Below are 16,042 nucleotides of genomic sequence, written 5' to 3'. Positions count from 1 at the left end.
TTGTTACGCTAAGACGCTTGAAAAACACAATAGCAATCACGTCAGGGACAACACCATTATGCTAGCAGTTTGGGGATATGCAGCCAGTGCTTTGGGTTACGCACTGTTGCTGCTGTTATTGTTAACATCGCGCAAGTCGGGCTTAGCTAAATATTTATTAATATTGGCCACCGCTGCTACGTGTGTGTGGTCCCTTTCACCTTTTTTCATTGGCGAATTGACCGTAGAGCGTCTCATCGTTTTTGATAACGTCAAACAATTGTTCTGGCTGCTATTTCTGGCGGCGTGTTTAAAAGATAACTTTACCAGCTTGGTGGGCGTGCTTAAGCGCCCTGAAACATGGTTAATTCTGGCGTTGCCAATTACTGGCATAATTATTCCTCTGTTTCTAGATGTTAACGACAGTTGGTTGTTTCTACTGCAGACCATTCTGGCACTACAAGTGTTGGTTTTATTAGAGATTATCTACCGCCAATCAGGTGAAAACCGTTGGGCGTTTAAACCACTAATTTTATACTTAGGCGCCACAAACCTGTTTGAATTTGTCACCTTCGCTAATGCGCTTATGGTCGAGCAAATCGACTTGACGTATATCGCCGCTAGAGGCTTTATTTATACCGCTATGATCCCGCTACTGGTGCTTGCTATACGCCGTGTACAGCATTGGGGCGTTGACATATTTGTTAGTCGAGAGGTGGTGTTGCACAGCTCTTTGCTACTGGTGGCAGGGTGTTATTTGTTTGTCATGTCGCTTATCGGCTATGTGGTGAAATACTACGGGGGAGAGTGGAGTACTTCAATCCAAGTCGCGCTAATATTTCTGTCGTTGGCGTTGCTTGCCACGGTATTTTTGTCAACGAGCTTTCGCACCAAGGTCAAAGTGTTTATTACCAAACACTTTTTTGCCAATCAGTTTGACTATCGTTATGAGTGGGTCAAGTTAACCAAATCGTTAGAAAGTAATCAGTCTGGGCAGGCTGTTTATCAAACTGTGCTAAACGCTTTTTTGCAGGCGATGGATTACCAATCTGGCTTGCTACTTAAGCGAGTCGATAGCAAAGTAGAATACCTAGCAGATGTAGACGCTGAACCTTTATGCGAAGAGCAGCTCGAAGTGATGAGGCAATTTTTTGCGTTTTTTGAGCAGAAAAACTGGATCATCGATATGGCGGAGCTGCGCACCAAGCCCTATGTGTACGAGGGTTTAAAAGTGAATCACGGGACCTTGAATAAAATTGCATTCCAATTGGTCATCCCTATCTATCGAGGCGATACGCTGTGGGGGTTAGTGTTGATGGGCAACACCAATGACACATCGCGCAGTTTAAATTGGGAATTACGTGATTACCTTACTGCGGTGACCGCGCAAATCACTAACTTTTTATTTCATCATGAGGCCGCAAAAGAAGTGGCTGAAAATGCCCAGTTCGCTGCATTCACCCGTATGTCGGCTTTCGTGTTGCACGATTTGAAAAATGTTTTGGCACAAATTGACTTAATTTTATGTAATGCTGAGCAGCATAAGGATAACCCCGAATTTATCGAGGATACCTTTGAAACGCTGCATCACACCAAGGCTCGCATGGATAAAATGTTACGCCAGTTGTCAGAGAAGAATGCAGAGCCAGCGAGTCAGCACAGGTTAGTCAATTTGTCGGGGTGTATTGAAAACGTCATTGAACAGCGCTGTGCAACATACTTGCCCAAGCCAGAATTGAGGGTCGATAGTGAAATAGACGTTGTGCTTGACCAAGAAAAGTTCGCCAATGTGATGTATCACTTGATCAGCAACGCGCAACAAGCCACCGCCGACGATGGTTTTGTGCGGGTAGATGTCTGCCATGCCCCACAAAACGAAAATATGGTGGTGACTATTTCTGATAATGGCTCGGGCATGAGCAAGAGTTTTATTCAGCAGCGCTTATTTACGCCTTTTGATACCACTAAAGGCAATGCCGGTATGGGCATAGGTGCTTATGATGCTAAAACGTTTTTAGAGAAAATAGGTGGTTTTTTACATGTTCAAAGTGAAGAGAATGTTGGTACAGTCTTTACGTTGAACATACCAGCGAACTAATAGAATAGGTTGCAAGGATAAAGGCATGGAAAAGATTTTAGTCGTTGATGACGACTTAGGTATTCAAAAGCAGTTGAAGTGGAGCTTCTCGGGCTATGATGTGGTGTTTGCAGATGATCGCACCTCTGCGATCACTCAGTTACGCCGGCATGAGCCTAAGGTGATTACCCTTGATTTAGGGTTGCCGCCAGATCCTGCCAATGCCACTGAAGGCCTAGCTGCGCTTCAAGAAATACTTGCGTTATCCCCTAACACCAAAGTAATTGTGGTAACTGGCAACAACGACAAAGTGAATGCCTTAAAAGCGATTGAGCTTGGTGCGTATGACTTTTATCAAAAGCCCATTGATTCAGATACCATTCAAGTATTGGTCAGCAGAGCAGCACAGCTCTACGATTTAGAGCAAGAAAATCGTCACTTGTCTGCGGTGGCGCCCTCAATGGATCGTATTATAGGTAACAGTGAACAGATTTTAGCGGTCAGTAAAAAAGCTGAACGCATTGCCCAAACTGACATCAGTACGCTGTTATTAGGGGAGAGTGGCACGGGTAAAGAAGTGTTTGCGCGCAGCATTCACGAACACAGCTTACGCAAAAACAAAGCCTTCGTTGCTATTAACTGTGCCTCGATCCCGGAAAATTTGCTCGAAAGTGAACTGTTTGGTTATGAGAAAGGCGCGTTTACAGGCGCAAATAAAACCACACCGGGCAAAATTGAAAGTGCTCAAGGCGGCACACTTTTTCTAGATGAAATCGGTGATATGCCTGTAGGCTTACAAGCTAAGATGCTGCGTTTTTTACAAGAGCGTGTTATCGAGCGAGTAGGCGGGCGTACTGAGATCCCAGTCGATATTCGTGTTATTTGCGCGACCCATCGTGATTTAAACAGCATGGTCGCACAAGAGACCTTTCGCGAAGATTTGTATTACCGGATAGGGGAAATCAACATCGTGATACCGCCACTGCGTGAGCGTGGTAACGATGTGATTTTGCTGGGTAAAACCTTCTTAAATCAATACAACGAAGACTTCAAAACAAAAGTGAAGGGCTTCAGTGACAGCGCAGCACAAGCCATGTTGCAGCATCGCTGGCCGGGTAATATTCGTGAATTACAGAACAAGCTTAAATCTGCGGTGATCATGGCTGAGTCCGCTTACATTCAACCTGATGATTTAGGTTTGCAGGTAAATGAAGAACTCAACACCATGCGCACACTTAACCTGCGTGAAGTGCGCGAGGAAGCTGAGAGCAAAGCTATTCGTTATGCGTTTCAAGTGGCCGAGCGCAATATGTCGCGCACTGCTGAATTACTTGGGGTGACACGCCCTACGCTTTATTCGCTGATTGATAAGTACCATCTAGAGGACATTAAAACTGGTTCCTAATGTGAACAACGTGTGTGAAGGATTACCCGACGTTCGGCTAAGCCTTGTGTTTGAGCATATATAAATGCAGTGGCTCAAGTACACATTAGCTTTGTTGTCGTTGGTTGGCTTATGGTTTGTAGGATTAGGCCTAAGCACATTTATACCCTTGCCTGCATCTTTATTAGGTTTGTTAGTATTGCTACTGGGCTTGATGTGGCTTAAGCGCATTCCTTCTGCTTTGCTCAAAGTGTCGCAGTTTGTGCTTGGGCATATGCTGGTGCTCTTTGTGCCGGCGACCATGGGGGTGCTGCTTTACGCTGAAAAGTTAGCGGATAATCTATTGTGGCTAATATTGAGTATTGTTGTCAGCACCGTGCTCAGTCTTGGAATAACCGCATGGATTTGCCAACGCTTATGGCAACCGACCAACCAACACCCGTCTACGCCTCATGAAGATTGACATCTCAGCCAAGGCTAAACCAATGCAATTGATAGTGACATCATGCTAAACACTTATAGCGAGCAATACCCTCTCGTATCTGCGTTGATGTGGACGATCATTACCGTGGGCGTGTATTTGCTTTCATTGACCGTTTTTCGCCTATTAGGCCGACGTCCGGCATTTCATCCAATGATCTTTTGCATTGCCATGCTCGCGGTTGTGCTCTTCTATGCTGGCGTCACTGTTGAATCATACCAAGGAGATACGAGCCTGCTGACGTGGTTATTAGGCCCAGCGACAGTGGCGTTGGCCGTTCCGCTCTACAGTCAAATAAGAAGTCTTCGCGGAAATGGCCTAGGCATTATGCTGCCGATTTTGATTGGTGGTGCCATTGCGCCTATTTTGGCTCTGGCCGGTTTGTATTTTGTGCCTTTGGACAGCGACGTAAAGTTAAGCCTGTTGACCAAGTCGATTACAAGTCCATTGGCGATTGAGACCAGTCAACATATTGGCGGTACTCCTGGGCTTGCGGTCGTGATTGTTATTTTTACCGGCATAGTGGGGGCTGTATTTGGCTCCATAACGTATCGTATATTTCACGTCACTTCCCCTCAAGCGCAAGGACTTGCTCTAGGTACTGTAGCCCACGCTATAGGCACTGCTCAAGGATTTCAGATGAGTCAGAAAATAGGTGCATTTGCCACCATAGGCTTGTGCATAAATGGGGTACTAACGGCCATTATTCTGCCGATTATTTTTTTCCTTATCAGCTAGTGGTACGAATACTGCAAACTTTCCGCTAAGTTAGCAACGCCCCATGATAATTATAATGGGGCGGTACACACGGGTTATTATATTTATGCGTAAAGTAGCGGGCGATTCTATTCACATTTGGTTATTCGTGTTCTTCACGAGTGTGGTGCTAACAGCATGCGGCGGTGGTGGCTCTTCAGACTCAGACTCTGATAACACGCCTGATGTCATTGTGAATGCGGGACCAAGCTCTACGGTTAATGAGGGGACGACAGTCAACTTGCAAGGTGATGCGCTAGGCACCACCGATGCCTTGACCTACGCTTGGTCTGCCTCGCCGGCATTAACGATTACCCATGATGATACCACCACGGGTGTGGCATCTTTTGTGGCGCCAACCACCAGTGATACATTGACCTATCAGCTAACCCTTCGGGCAACTGATGGTAATGGCAACGTTGGCTCTGACAGTCTAGAGGTGACCGTTTTGCCGCTAAACACTGCGCCAAGCGCGATCATTTCCTATCAACCGATTGACGGTTTTTCTAATAATATCTTTCCAGCTGGCACAGACGTTACCTTAAATGGCGACACCAGCACAGACGCCGATACAACGGATGCAGATAACCCTATTGCCGCATATCAATGGCAACAACTTGCCGGAGTTGATGTGCTTTCTGGGGTCAGTAGAGATGCAAGTAACATTACCTTTACCACACCGATTGTCGATGAAGACAACACGTTAACCTTCGAGTTGACCGTCACTGATCAAGAAGGCGCAACGGACACCGAAGAGCTGACTATCACCATATTAAGTGCAAGTAATAATGTGCCCACTGTTGATGCTGGTGTCGATCATCAAGTGTTTTCTGGAGAGAGCATTTTACTTTCAGGATCGGCCGATACTGCTATTCCCTCTGCAAAGCCATTAACCTACTTGTGGTTAACTGACTCTACCTTAGAGCCACAAATTAATAACGCCAATGTGTTACAGACATACGCTGTTGCGCCTATGGTCACCACGAGCCAGGTGTTGACCTTCAGCTTAGAGGTTAATGATGCCAACGGTAATGAGGTGGACGACAGTATTTCGGTAACAGTAAAACCGTTTCCTCGTAGTTTAATAAACGATACGGGGGTGATGCGCCAAGGCAGTGTGAACGCAGTGAACAGCTCGCATCAAGGGGATTACCCTGCGCAAGACGGGCAACGGGGGCGGGACGTTATTGCGACTAACAATATGCTTACCAAGGCCGGGCGGGGTGAAGGTGGCTTTGACTTTACCCGCTTAGATGACATAGGCGATGAAGTGGACGATACCAGCCAGCCATGGCGCTGTGTACGCGATAATGTGACCGGTTTAGTGTGGGAAATTAAAACCACCAATGGTGACTTACATGGCCGACGCCATACCTACAGCTGGTATTCAGAAGAGAACAATGGCGGATATAGTGGTCCGTTGAATCCAGCCACTCCTAGCTGTTCGCTGGGCGACTGCAATACGCAGGATTTTGTTGAAGCCGTCAATGCCCAGGGCCTGTGTGGTTTTTACGATTGGAAGCTACCCAGTCATAACGAACTTCTTTCAATTATGCATTTTGGCAAATCTACCAGCCCTATGTTAGATACCGATTATTTTCCCTACGCAGATAACGGGCAAACCAGCAATATATGGTACTGGACATCACAAACCAGCGTCGATGGTACCAACGAGGAAGCGCAAAATGCATGGGCGATCGATTTCTCTAGCGGGAATGACAACTTTCTAAACAAATCCACAGCGGCTAACGTTCGTTTAGTCAGAGCAGGACGATAATATGAAAAAGATATTGTTTTTGGCGTTACTTAGTTTTAATAGCCTTGCCCAAACATGCCTAGGGGACGTAACTGAAACGGCCAACGAAGAACAATTTACGGTCAACACCGATGGCACTGCAACGCATATCAGCAGTGGTTTGATGTGGATGCGCTGTAGCATCGGGCAAACCTATAGCGCTGGTAGTTGTGTGGGTGAAGCCAACGAATTGAATTGGCAACAAGCGTTAAGTGAAGCCCACGGTTTCACATATGCAGGATACAGCGGTTGGAGAGTACCGAATTTAAAAGAATTGGCTACGTTAACAGAGCGAGCTTGCGTGCGACCAGCCATAGATGAAAGTGTATTTCCTGATACCTTGTCTGATGATTACTGGACTTCTACCCCTTCTGTCGTCGATGCGGATCGTGCCTGGGTGGTAGCGTTTTTCAACAGCAGTAATGCGTTGAAAGAAAAAAGTTTATTCGTATACACGCGGCTGGTCAGAACAGTCGATTAACGTATATTTTAATTCGATTATCGTATCGAGCTTTTAAATTACCCGTTAACTGGTCAGAATGTGTTGGTCTTTTTAAGCTAGCGATCCGATATGCGTTTTTTGTGGTTATTTTTTCTGGGTTTTTACGCCGCGAATGTGAAAGCCGATTATAAGTGTGATGTAGAGCTAAACTACGGTTTGGTCGTGACGAACGATCAGATACGTATTATCGATAATAGCCGTACTGTTTACCAAATTAATAACGACGATCAGCTTATTGTTCAGGGGCAATGGATATCCTTGTCTGTGCAGCAACAAGCTGAATTAAAAGAGCTGGCCGACGGTGTGCATCACGTCGTACCTAAAATGATTTTACTGGCCAGTGAAGGTGTTGAACTGGCGATAGAAACTGTGGAACACGTGTATATTGGCTTAGTCGGTGAAGAGCACGAAAGTTACGAGAAATTGCGTTCGTCTTTAGCCAGAGTGCAGGCCAGAGTCAAAGAAAAATTCATTCATGCGGGCAGTAATTTCTATATGGGCCCTGGCACATTAGAGAACGTCGACGACTTAGTTGACCGCGAATTAGAAGCGCAAATTGAAGAGGCCATGAATACCTCATTAGGTGGCATTCTATCGGCCATCGGCGGCTTAGTGTCAGAAAGCACCAGCACAGAAGAAAAAATCGCAAAACTGGCTGAGAAAATTGACAACATCGGGAATACCGTTGACGCCGTCATCAGCCCGAAAAGCCAAACCCTGCAACAAAAAGCCCACTGGTTTTGTAATGAGTTTAAACGCTTAGATCGGGTCGAAGACCGCTTACGCCGTGATATACCCCAACTCACGAAATATAACGTAGTCACCAGTGAGCAAGGCCATAGCCATTAAGTTGCTGGTTTAGCCAATGTTTTACGATTAAGATAGCCGCCGTTTTTTCAGTCCTAAGAAATTCCCCATGCGTTTATTCCAGCAAGATGCCGTTGAATGGTTGCAAAACTTACCAGCCAACAGCGTCGATTTGGTCATTACCGACCCGCCTTATGAATCGTTAGAAAAGCATAGAGCCAAAGGCACGACTACTCGTTTAAAACACAGTAAATCTTCAAGCAACGAGTGGTTTGCCATTTTTCCGAATACGCGCTTCATTGAGCTGGTGGCAGAGATTTATCGCGTTCTAAAGCACAACAGCCATTTTTATTTGTTCTGCGACCAAGAAACGATGTTTGTGATCAAGCCGCTAGCAGAGGCTGCGGGGTTCAAGTTCTGGAAACCCTTAGTGTGGGACAAGTGCGCCATTGGTATGGGGTATCACTACCGCGCCCGTTACGAGTTCATTCTGTTTTTTGAAAAAGGCAAACGTAAATTACAGGATTTAAGCATGCCTGATGTGCTGCAAGAAAAGCGCGTATGGCGAGGCTATCCTACAGAAAAGCCCGTGCCCTTGATTGAAAAGCTGATTGTACAAAGCTCGAGTGAAGGTGATTTGGTTATCGACCCTTTCTTTGGCTCAGGAGCGACCCTAGTGGCTGCTCAAAATTGTAATCGAGAGTGGCAAGGTGCCGACTTATCATCTTCGGCACATGAGCACGCGCTCAAGCGGCTAAACGTTTAGGATGTTAGGGCAATAGAGCTGGTGGCAACACTGACAAAAGGGTAAAGTGTCGCCATTTTGCGGATATTACACCAACATTTCTAACAATGAATTAAGGTAGCGCCTGCCAAGTGGTGTGACTTGCCAATGGGTGTCTGATTCGGCAAGTAAGCCCTTGTTCACTGCACTGGCTAAGTTTTCTTTCAAGTCTGTTTGCTCATCAAAGACTAAACCAGTGAAAGCGCTAAAGTCTTGTTTTGGGCAAGGCTCAAGTAAGCGTAATCGATTCATGAAAAACTCGAACGGTAACTCCTCATCTTGCACATTATGTTGCTGGTGCATGTAAGAGCGCGTGAGATCCATATAGCCCTTAGGGTGTTTTACTTTAACCGTGCGTAAAATCTGGCCCGAGTCTTTCAGTGTGATTTTACCGTGGGCACCACAGCCAATCCCTAAATAATCACCAAAGCGCCAATAGTTAAGGTTGTGCTGACATTGCTGGCCGGCCAAGCTGTAGCCCGATATTTCGTACTGCTCATACCCTGCTGCGGTCAGTATGTCGTGGCCTTGCTCTTGAATGTCCCACAATATGTCATCTTCTGGCAACGTCGGTGGTTTCGAATGAAACTGAGTATTGGGTTCAATCGTCAGCTGATACCAAGAAAGATGCGGCGGCTGCTGGGCAATGCCTTGGCGCAAATCAAACAAGGCATCGTCAATGGACTGCTCAGGCAAGCCATGCATCAAATCAAGGTTAAAGCTATTCAGGCCAGCACTGCGCGCGTAACCGGCAGCATTTAACGCTTGTTGCTCATCGTGGATACGCCCAAGTCTTTCCAATTTCTCTTGCTGAAAGCTTTGCACGCCAATTGATATACGGTTTACCCCAGCTTGGGCAAAGCCATTAAAACGTTCGCTTTCCACTGTGCCAGGGTTAGCTTCAAGGGTTATTTCGGCATCGACTGCTAAATTGACGCGCTCACGCACCCCCGTTAACAAGCGCCCTATGGCATCGGGCGAAAACAAACTTGGGGTACCGCCACCGATAAAAATACTGTGCACGGGACGATCGCCAATCAGGTTGGCGTCTTGGGCTAAATCATCTAGTAAATGACTGACATATTCAGCTTCTGGCAACGAGTCCTGCTTTTGACCATGGGAGTTAAAGTCACAATAGGGGCACTTTTGCACGCACCAAGGAATGTGAATATACAAGGCAACAGGGGGGAGCTGCAGAGTTTTGACTGGGGGGAGGGTTGTATCCGGTTCACCGGCGTCATTCATATCGCACGTGTTTGCCATTACGCTATTCACCTGCTTTTTCAAAATCTGCGCTCAGTTTTACTAATAATTGTTGCAACGCTTGGCCGCGATGACTTAGGGCGTTCTTTTGCTCTTTTGTTAGTTGTGCAGAAGTACACTTTTTTTGCTCTACCCAAAACACAGGATCGTAACCAAAGCCACTTTCACCACTGCGCTCAAGGGTTATTTCGCCATGCCATTCGCCTTGGCAAATAATGGGGGTGGGGTCTTCACTGCTGCGCATATACACCAACACACATAAGAAGCGCCCTTGGCGTTTTGCCGGCTCAACGTCACTTAGTGAGTGAAGCAACTTATCAATATTATCACTATCGGTGGCATGGCAACCGGCATAGCGCGCTGAATATACACCAGGTGCTCCGCCTAAGGCATCTACCGCTAAACCAGAATCGTCAGCGATGGCGGGTAAGCCTGTGATTTTGGCTGCGTGACGGGCTTTGATGATGGCGTTTTCGACAAAAGTGGTGCCTGTTTCGGCCACCTCAGGTACGTCTAACTCACTTTGTGGAATGATGTTGATGTGTAGTGGGCTGAGCAACTGACTAAGCTCAGCTACTTTGCCTTTGTTGCCTGTGGCTAATACGATTTTACGTGACAAGGGGAAACTCATGCATTGGTCTATTATAGGCAAATTTTACCTGTTTAGAGATGTAATTGATATTGCGCTTTCGCCTCTTTTGTCGATATGGGGGCTACCCATAACAAATACGCCTTGCTGTAGCCGGGTAAATTATTTAGTCTTAATACTATCTATTGAATATCGGAAGTTGTTCGCAACGTTATTCCTTTCAATATTGTCTTTTTCCAAACTTAACCGCTTAGTAGCGCAAGGATGCTTTATGACATTTACCGCCAAATTACTCCTCATTAGTAGTGCAAGTTTAATCACTGGTAATGCGAGTGCTATCAATAAGCCTCAAACGGAAGCACAGGCCCACCCCATCGCAATCAGCGAACCAAGCACTGTGCTTTTGGAGTCCGCTAAGCTCCCGGAACCTATTGAACGTGTAGCACCTAAGTATCCATTGAGCATGGCACGAAAAGGCGCTGAGGGCTGGGTGCAATTGAATTTTGTGGTGGGTACTGACGGCAGCGTCAACGATATCGTTGTGGTTGATTCAAGTGGTATGAAAGCCTTTGAAAGCGCAGCAATAAGAGCAATGAAAAACTGGCAATATAGCCCGGCTTTTGTTGATGGCAAACCAATTGAGCAATGCCACAACAAAGTACAAATGGACTTTAAGTTAGACGGGGACAAAAGAGGGGTTAGGCGCAAGTTTAAACGCAATTATGAGAGTGTGCGTGCTGCACTAAGCAGCAATGATATTGCCTTAGCGCGTGAGCTGAGTGACAACATGAAAGACAAAGGCTTGCTCAATAGCATAGAGTTTAGCTTTTATTCGTTGCTACGTGCTGACTTGGCAAAGGCTGAAGCGGATGAGGTGGCTGAGCTTAAGCACGTTCAACATATATTGAATACTGATAGCAAAGGCAAGTATTTGGGCAGCGAAGCGCATCGATTATTGTTAAGCCGTAAGTTTGTGTTGCAAATAAATCAGTCCCAATACCTTGACGCCTTAGATACGTTTCAGCGCGTTGAGACGCAAGAAAATAACGACGAAAACATCGCCATGCTCAAACCTTATGTGACCCAAATACTCAATGTGCTCAAAAGCGACCAAGTCATAGCTATTCCAGGGAAAGTCAAACAAGACGGTGATTGGTGGCATGCCCTGAGCAGGCGCGCCTTTAGTTTACATGACGTGAACGGCACCCTAAATACAGTGGAACTGCGTTGTCACAATAAAAGCGAGTTATACACAGCGACCACAGACAGCACATGGAATATACCCGCTAGTTGGGGACGTTGCAGCGTAAGGGTGGTAGGAGATACCGACAGCCAATTCACCTTGCTAGAAATACCCACCAAGAGTGAGCAGAGTTGATTTCAGTCTGTCTGCATATGTGGCAACGAGTATAAACAAATAGGCTGGAATAGAAGGGGGCTTTGGGTTTCACCCTTATGTTTGTCAATATATGGCGGCAATGGAACTTTAATGATGTGTGCTCGCCAGAATCTAGGACTTAACATGTACAGCACTTTGAAAGCTCGCAAACCAATATCACTGATTGCTGTTATTCTTATGTTTTTTTGTATGAATGCAGGCGCTTCAGATTTGGGCGTTGAGAAAATTCAAATATTAATATCGGGTAACGCCCTAAAAATAACCAATAGGTTTGGTGCAAGCATTATATATTTTGATCCTGACGGCTCTTTTGAACACCTTGCAGAGCAAGGTCAAACGAGTAAAGGGGAGTGGCGAGTAACGACTGATAGTATGTGTGTCACCATCTTTGCACAACCAAATGACCCGCCAAAAGAGTCTTGTCTTAATCTAATAAACCGTAAATTAGGAGAAAGTTGGACCGAGCAGGATGCTAGAAATGGCGAATTAAAAAGAACACTGCTTGAGGGGCATCCAGCATGGTAAGCGTGAGGGGATTTGTATTGAGTTACAACATTTAAAGTACTCACCGAGCCCACCAGTACGAACTAACACCACACTTAACTAACACAAAAAAACCTGCAAATTTGCAGGTTTTTTGTGCGTTACATTCAGCTTAGCTAGACGTATTAAATGTGAAAATTGGCGACAAACCGGCTGGCTAAAACGACACGCTTTAACCGCGATTCTTTTTCTTTTTGGCTTTCTTTTTCAGCGGTATACCGGCGGCTTTTTTCGCTTTGTTGCTGATCTTTCTTTTAGCTGGCGGCTTGGCTTCTTTATTTTTCGGGCGTAACTCGTCGATTACCCGGCGTTTAAGCGGCTGCTCGGTGTAGCGTTCGATTTTGGGCACTATGCCAATGTCGTGTGCTTCAACCAAAGAAATGGCCGTACCCTTGTTGCCAGCGCGACCTGTACGACCGATACGGTGTACATAAACGTCTGCGGTACGCGGCATATCATAGTTGATAACATGACTGATGTTTTCAACATCAATACCACGGGCGGCAACGTCGGTGGCAATCAATATTTTGACTTCACCAGAGCGGAATTTGGCCATGGACAAGTTACGTTTGTCTTGGGGCATTTCGCCCTGTAGCCAGCACACGGTAAAGCCGTCGCGCTCCAGAATTTGCTTTAACTCATTCAGGCGGTCGCGGGTTTTCACAAACACCACGGCAGATTCCACTTGATGGGTCAGAATATGTTTTAGCAGAGCATATTTATGCTTTGCATCATCGGCGATATGTAGCCATTGATGTATTTTACCTTGCTCTTTACGACTAGATGCAGCCTCCAACTCAACGGGGTCGTTGAGTATGTCTTTGGCGAAACGACTAATACCAGTGCCTTCTAGGGTGGCAGAAAACAACATGCTTTGCTTGCGCCAGCGGGCTTCAGCCGATATTTGATTAACGATTGATGAGAAGCCCATGTCGAGCATACGGTCAGCTTCATCTAAAATCAGGCACTCGATGTCACGACAATCAAAGCTTTCTTGTTCGATGTGCTCGAACAAGCGCCCTGGAGTGGCCACCAATATATCGAGGTTTTTCTCAAAAGTATCGCGGTCGGTGCCGTAGTTGATGCCACCTGTGATCACGCCGCACACTATGTCTGTGTAGCGACTTAACTCAAGTGCTTGGTTATAAACCTGCTGAGCTAATTCTCGGGTTGGGGTTAAAATCAAAATACGGGTCGAGCCAGGATGGCGGCGCGGGTAATCTAATAAGAATTGGCATACGGGCAATAGAAACGCCGCCGTTTTACCTGTGCCGGTTGGGGCGGATGCGAGTATGTCTTTACCTTCCATCGCCGCTGGAATGACCAACTGTTGAATGCTGGTGGGTTCGCTGTAACCTAAATCGGCGACTGCGCGGCAAAGTTCATCATCTAATTCTAATTGCTCAAACATGGCGTTTATATGCTTCTTAACGTTGTACTTAATATTATGGTGGCTACAAAATTGTTGAGCCTCCGAGATGTTATTTTAACTGCGTGTTTAAGCAGTGGGATAGCGCTGTTGTAAACCTTGATACACTTGGTCGCTGTAATCTGGTAAGGCAATATCTAAGGCGTTTAACACATCAACCAAGTGTTCGTTATCTTCACGGCCATTCCATAATTTATGGTAGCTGCCTTCTTTGTAACCGTTGTCTTGACGGAAGAAGTTTAGAACATTTTTGCCCACATATTGACGATAAAGCTCGTCGGCGTTCATTTCAGCCTGCTCAACGATTTTGATGAACAAAGGTACGTCAAAACGATTAGCGGCGCACAGGCCAGCCATTAATTGTAAATTGTCGAGTATATCTAAATTGGTAAAATCATAGGGTTTACCATCGAACGTCACACTGCTGGTATTTGATGCAAGTTGCTGAGCAATCGTGCTAGACGATTGGGCAATGTCACCGTCAAACTGAATAATGATTGACGATAGTGCGAAATGCCAAATATCGACCAACTCCATCTGTAGCTGAGGCAAGTCTTTTTGTTGGGCTTTCCACCATTTCCAGCCGTGATGCTCAATTCCTTCAACCGACTCGATCATAGCGGCGCGTAAATAGGCGTAATTTGCGCTAAGCCATTGTGGGTTAACTTTTCGGTTCATGCCGTCTTGCAGTGTCAGCATGGTGTTTAATTGAGTGGTGGATAACATGGTAAGCCTTGTGTGTTCTGTTTATCGTTTGGATGCTACAAAAGCGGACGACTATTATGCCACGTTTGTGGCGATAGCATGAATGCGTTTTTGTCTGAGTTGTTGTTTTATTTCTGCGCCTTTATAACCTGCTTGCACTATTTCTTGTACGTTGACCTCTTTGGCGAGTAAATAGGCTTGCCAAATATAGTCTGCGTTGGGGTAGGGGCGCTCTTCAAAGCCCGTTCGCCCTTTCGCATCGGCGGTACAGGCCAGCAACAAATCGGCAAAGCGCTCAGGCTTTCGCCATACGTCACATTTGTCTAAGAAATCATTGATCGTGGCGGCTTTGAGCTTAAACGCATGATGCACATGACTATGAAATTCACTCATTAATAACGCTAAATCACGACAGTCATTGGGGACTTTTAGCCGCTCACAAAGGGTGTTAATGGGCACAAGGCCACGTTTTTCATGCCCGCGGTGTGACGGCCACTCTTCTGGGGGTGTTAACCCCTTGCCTAGGTCGTGCACTAAAGCGGCAAAACGTACGCTGAGCTTATGAGATACCCGCACCGATTGTTCCAGTACCATCATGCTGTGAATGCCAGTGTCAATTTCGGGATGCCATTTGGCTGGATTAGGAATGCCCCATAAGCAATCAAGCTCAGCAAACCACACTTTTAAGGCGCCGCATTCGCGCAGGGTTTCAAAATATATTTGGGGGGTATCTTCAAGTAAGCTCTTTGCGGTTTCGACCCACACTCGCTCAGCACTTAAATGACTGAGCTCCCCCGATTGGGTTATGTTAGCCATTAAGGTTTTGGTTTCATCCGCTATGCTAAAGCCATAACTCGCGTAGCGCGCTGCAAACCGTGCAACGCGTAATACGCGCAGCGGGTCTTCCTCAAACGCGTCAGACACATGGCGCAAAACGCGATTTTTAAGGTCTTTTTGGCCATTGAAGGGATCGATAATGTTGCCGTTGTCATCCATTGCCATGGCGTTCACGGTTAGGTCCCGGCGCAGTAAGTCCTGCTCAAGCGTGACATTGGTAGAGGTGTCACACTCAAACCCTGCATAGCCTTGGCCTATTTTACGCTCGGTGCGGGCTAGGGCGTATTCTTGCTGGGTTTTAGGGTGCAAAAATACTGGAAAGTCTTTACCCACTTGCTGAAAGCCCTTGGCCAGCATATCGGCTTCGCTGGCACCTACGACAACCCAGTCATTATCTTTTATTGGTCGCTCGAGTAGCTTATCCCGTACTGCCCCACCCACTAAATATACTTGCATAGTCACCTTAAATTTGAGAATCGCCTTATTATGCCTGATTTATCCGATGAGCAAAAATACGCATAGGAATAAGCGATTAATAATGTGCACCGCCTGTGAAAGTCGCTTAGCAGTTAAATTTACTCGAATTGGCGGGGGCGAAATTGCAGTGCTAAAACTGTAAACATCAGCTTTATGCATAACGCGTCTTACCTTTGACAAGCTTGAATGAAGCCGTTAGTTTATCTTCCGCTTATCCTCAATCGGCCACTAGAAC

Annotated in this window: 15 protein-coding genes; 10 read left to right on the top strand and 5 right to left on the bottom strand. The window is 46.2% G+C overall.

Going from position 1 to position 16,042, the window contains the following annotated elements; all coding sequences use genetic code 11:
* Positions 1-58 precede the first annotated feature (58 nt).
* The 8 genes from prsK (at position 59) to AC0VYA_RS16580 (ending at position 8,547) form a co-directional block, all read left to right on the top strand.
* Positions 59-2,077, top strand: a complete 2,019-nt coding sequence (gene prsK / locus AC0VYA_RS16615; RefSeq protein ID WP_475488997.1) for an XrtA/PEP-CTERM system histidine kinase PrsK — start codon at positions 59-61, stop codon at positions 2,075-2,077.
* A 25-nt stretch (positions 2,078-2,102) separates the two neighbouring features.
* Positions 2,103-3,461 (top strand): PEP-CTERM-box response regulator transcription factor, encoded by a 1,359-nt coding sequence (prsR, locus tag AC0VYA_RS16610; RefSeq protein WP_011576031.1) that lies wholly within the window; start codon positions 2,103-2,105, stop codon positions 3,459-3,461.
* A gap of 64 nt (positions 3,462-3,525) precedes the next feature.
* Positions 3,526-3,903, top strand: a complete 378-nt coding sequence (locus AC0VYA_RS16605; RefSeq protein WP_475488996.1) for a CidA/LrgA family protein — start codon at positions 3,526-3,528, stop codon at positions 3,901-3,903.
* 42 nt (positions 3,904-3,945) lie between these two features.
* On the top strand, positions 3,946-4,659 hold the full coding sequence (locus AC0VYA_RS16600) for an LrgB family protein (RefSeq protein WP_475488995.1): 714 nt from the start codon (positions 3,946-3,948) through the stop codon (positions 4,657-4,659).
* A gap of 85 nt (positions 4,660-4,744) precedes the next feature.
* Positions 4,745-6,454, top strand: coding sequence for an Lcl C-terminal domain-containing protein (locus AC0VYA_RS16595; protein ID WP_475488994.1), 1,710 nt, complete (start codon positions 4,745-4,747; stop codon positions 6,452-6,454).
* A 1-nt stretch (position 6,455) separates the two neighbouring features.
* A complete protein-coding gene (locus tag AC0VYA_RS16590; protein WP_475488993.1) occupies positions 6,456-6,953 on the top strand; it encodes an Lcl C-terminal domain-containing protein in 498 nt (165 codons plus the stop codon).
* 90 nt (positions 6,954-7,043) lie between these two features.
* A complete protein-coding gene (locus AC0VYA_RS16585; protein WP_475488992.1) occupies positions 7,044-7,823 on the top strand; it encodes a YggN family protein in 780 nt (259 codons plus the stop codon).
* Between the two features lie 67 nt (positions 7,824-7,890).
* Complete coding sequence (locus AC0VYA_RS16580; protein ID WP_475488991.1) at positions 7,891-8,547, top strand: DNA-methyltransferase; 657 nt, start codon at positions 7,891-7,893, stop codon at positions 8,545-8,547.
* Positions 8,548-8,613: 66 nt separating this feature from the next.
* Here the strand turns inward: AC0VYA_RS16580 and hemW are convergent, their stop codons facing one another.
* Positions 8,614-9,762, bottom strand: a complete 1,149-nt coding sequence (gene hemW / locus AC0VYA_RS16575) for a radical SAM family heme chaperone HemW (protein ID WP_475491083.1) — start codon at positions 9,760-9,762, stop codon at positions 8,614-8,616.
* Positions 9,763-9,832: 70 nt separating this feature from the next.
* Positions 9,833-10,447: an XTP/dITP diphosphatase gene (locus AC0VYA_RS16570; protein ID WP_475488990.1), complete on the bottom strand. Its 615-nt coding sequence runs from the start codon at positions 10,445-10,447 to the stop codon at positions 9,833-9,835.
* 241 nt (positions 10,448-10,688) lie between these two features.
* On the opposite strand from AC0VYA_RS16570, the gene AC0VYA_RS16565 reads away from it, so the two are divergent.
* Together AC0VYA_RS16565 and AC0VYA_RS16560 are read left to right on the top strand one after the other, a co-directional pair.
* A complete protein-coding gene (locus AC0VYA_RS16565; protein ID WP_475488989.1) occupies positions 10,689-11,795 on the top strand; it encodes an energy transducer TonB in 1,107 nt (368 codons plus the stop codon).
* A 144-nt stretch (positions 11,796-11,939) separates the two neighbouring features.
* Positions 11,940-12,341 (top strand): hypothetical protein, encoded by a 402-nt coding sequence (locus AC0VYA_RS16560; protein ID WP_475488988.1) that lies wholly within the window; start codon positions 11,940-11,942, stop codon positions 12,339-12,341.
* Positions 12,342-12,531: 190 nt separating this feature from the next.
* On the opposite strand, the gene srmB is transcribed toward AC0VYA_RS16560, so the two are convergent.
* From srmB to AC0VYA_RS16545, 3 genes are all read right to left on the bottom strand, one after another.
* Positions 12,532-13,770, bottom strand: coding sequence for an ATP-dependent RNA helicase SrmB (gene srmB / locus AC0VYA_RS16555; protein ID WP_475488987.1), 1,239 nt, complete (start codon positions 13,768-13,770; stop codon positions 12,532-12,534).
* An 87-nt stretch (positions 13,771-13,857) separates the two neighbouring features.
* Complete coding sequence (locus AC0VYA_RS16550) at positions 13,858-14,514, bottom strand: dUTP diphosphatase (RefSeq protein WP_011576019.1); 657 nt, start codon at positions 14,512-14,514, stop codon at positions 13,858-13,860.
* A gap of 54 nt (positions 14,515-14,568) precedes the next feature.
* Positions 14,569-15,786, bottom strand: a complete 1,218-nt coding sequence (locus tag AC0VYA_RS16545) for a multifunctional CCA addition/repair protein (RefSeq protein ID WP_475488986.1) — start codon at positions 15,784-15,786, stop codon at positions 14,569-14,571.
* Between the last annotated feature and the right edge of the window lie 256 nt (positions 15,787-16,042).

Source organism: Paraglaciecola sp. QJM3NY_14 (genome assembly GCF_056173245.1).
The sequence above is the reverse complement of the archived record's forward strand: the minus strand, read 5'-3'. Positions and strand labels throughout refer to the sequence as shown.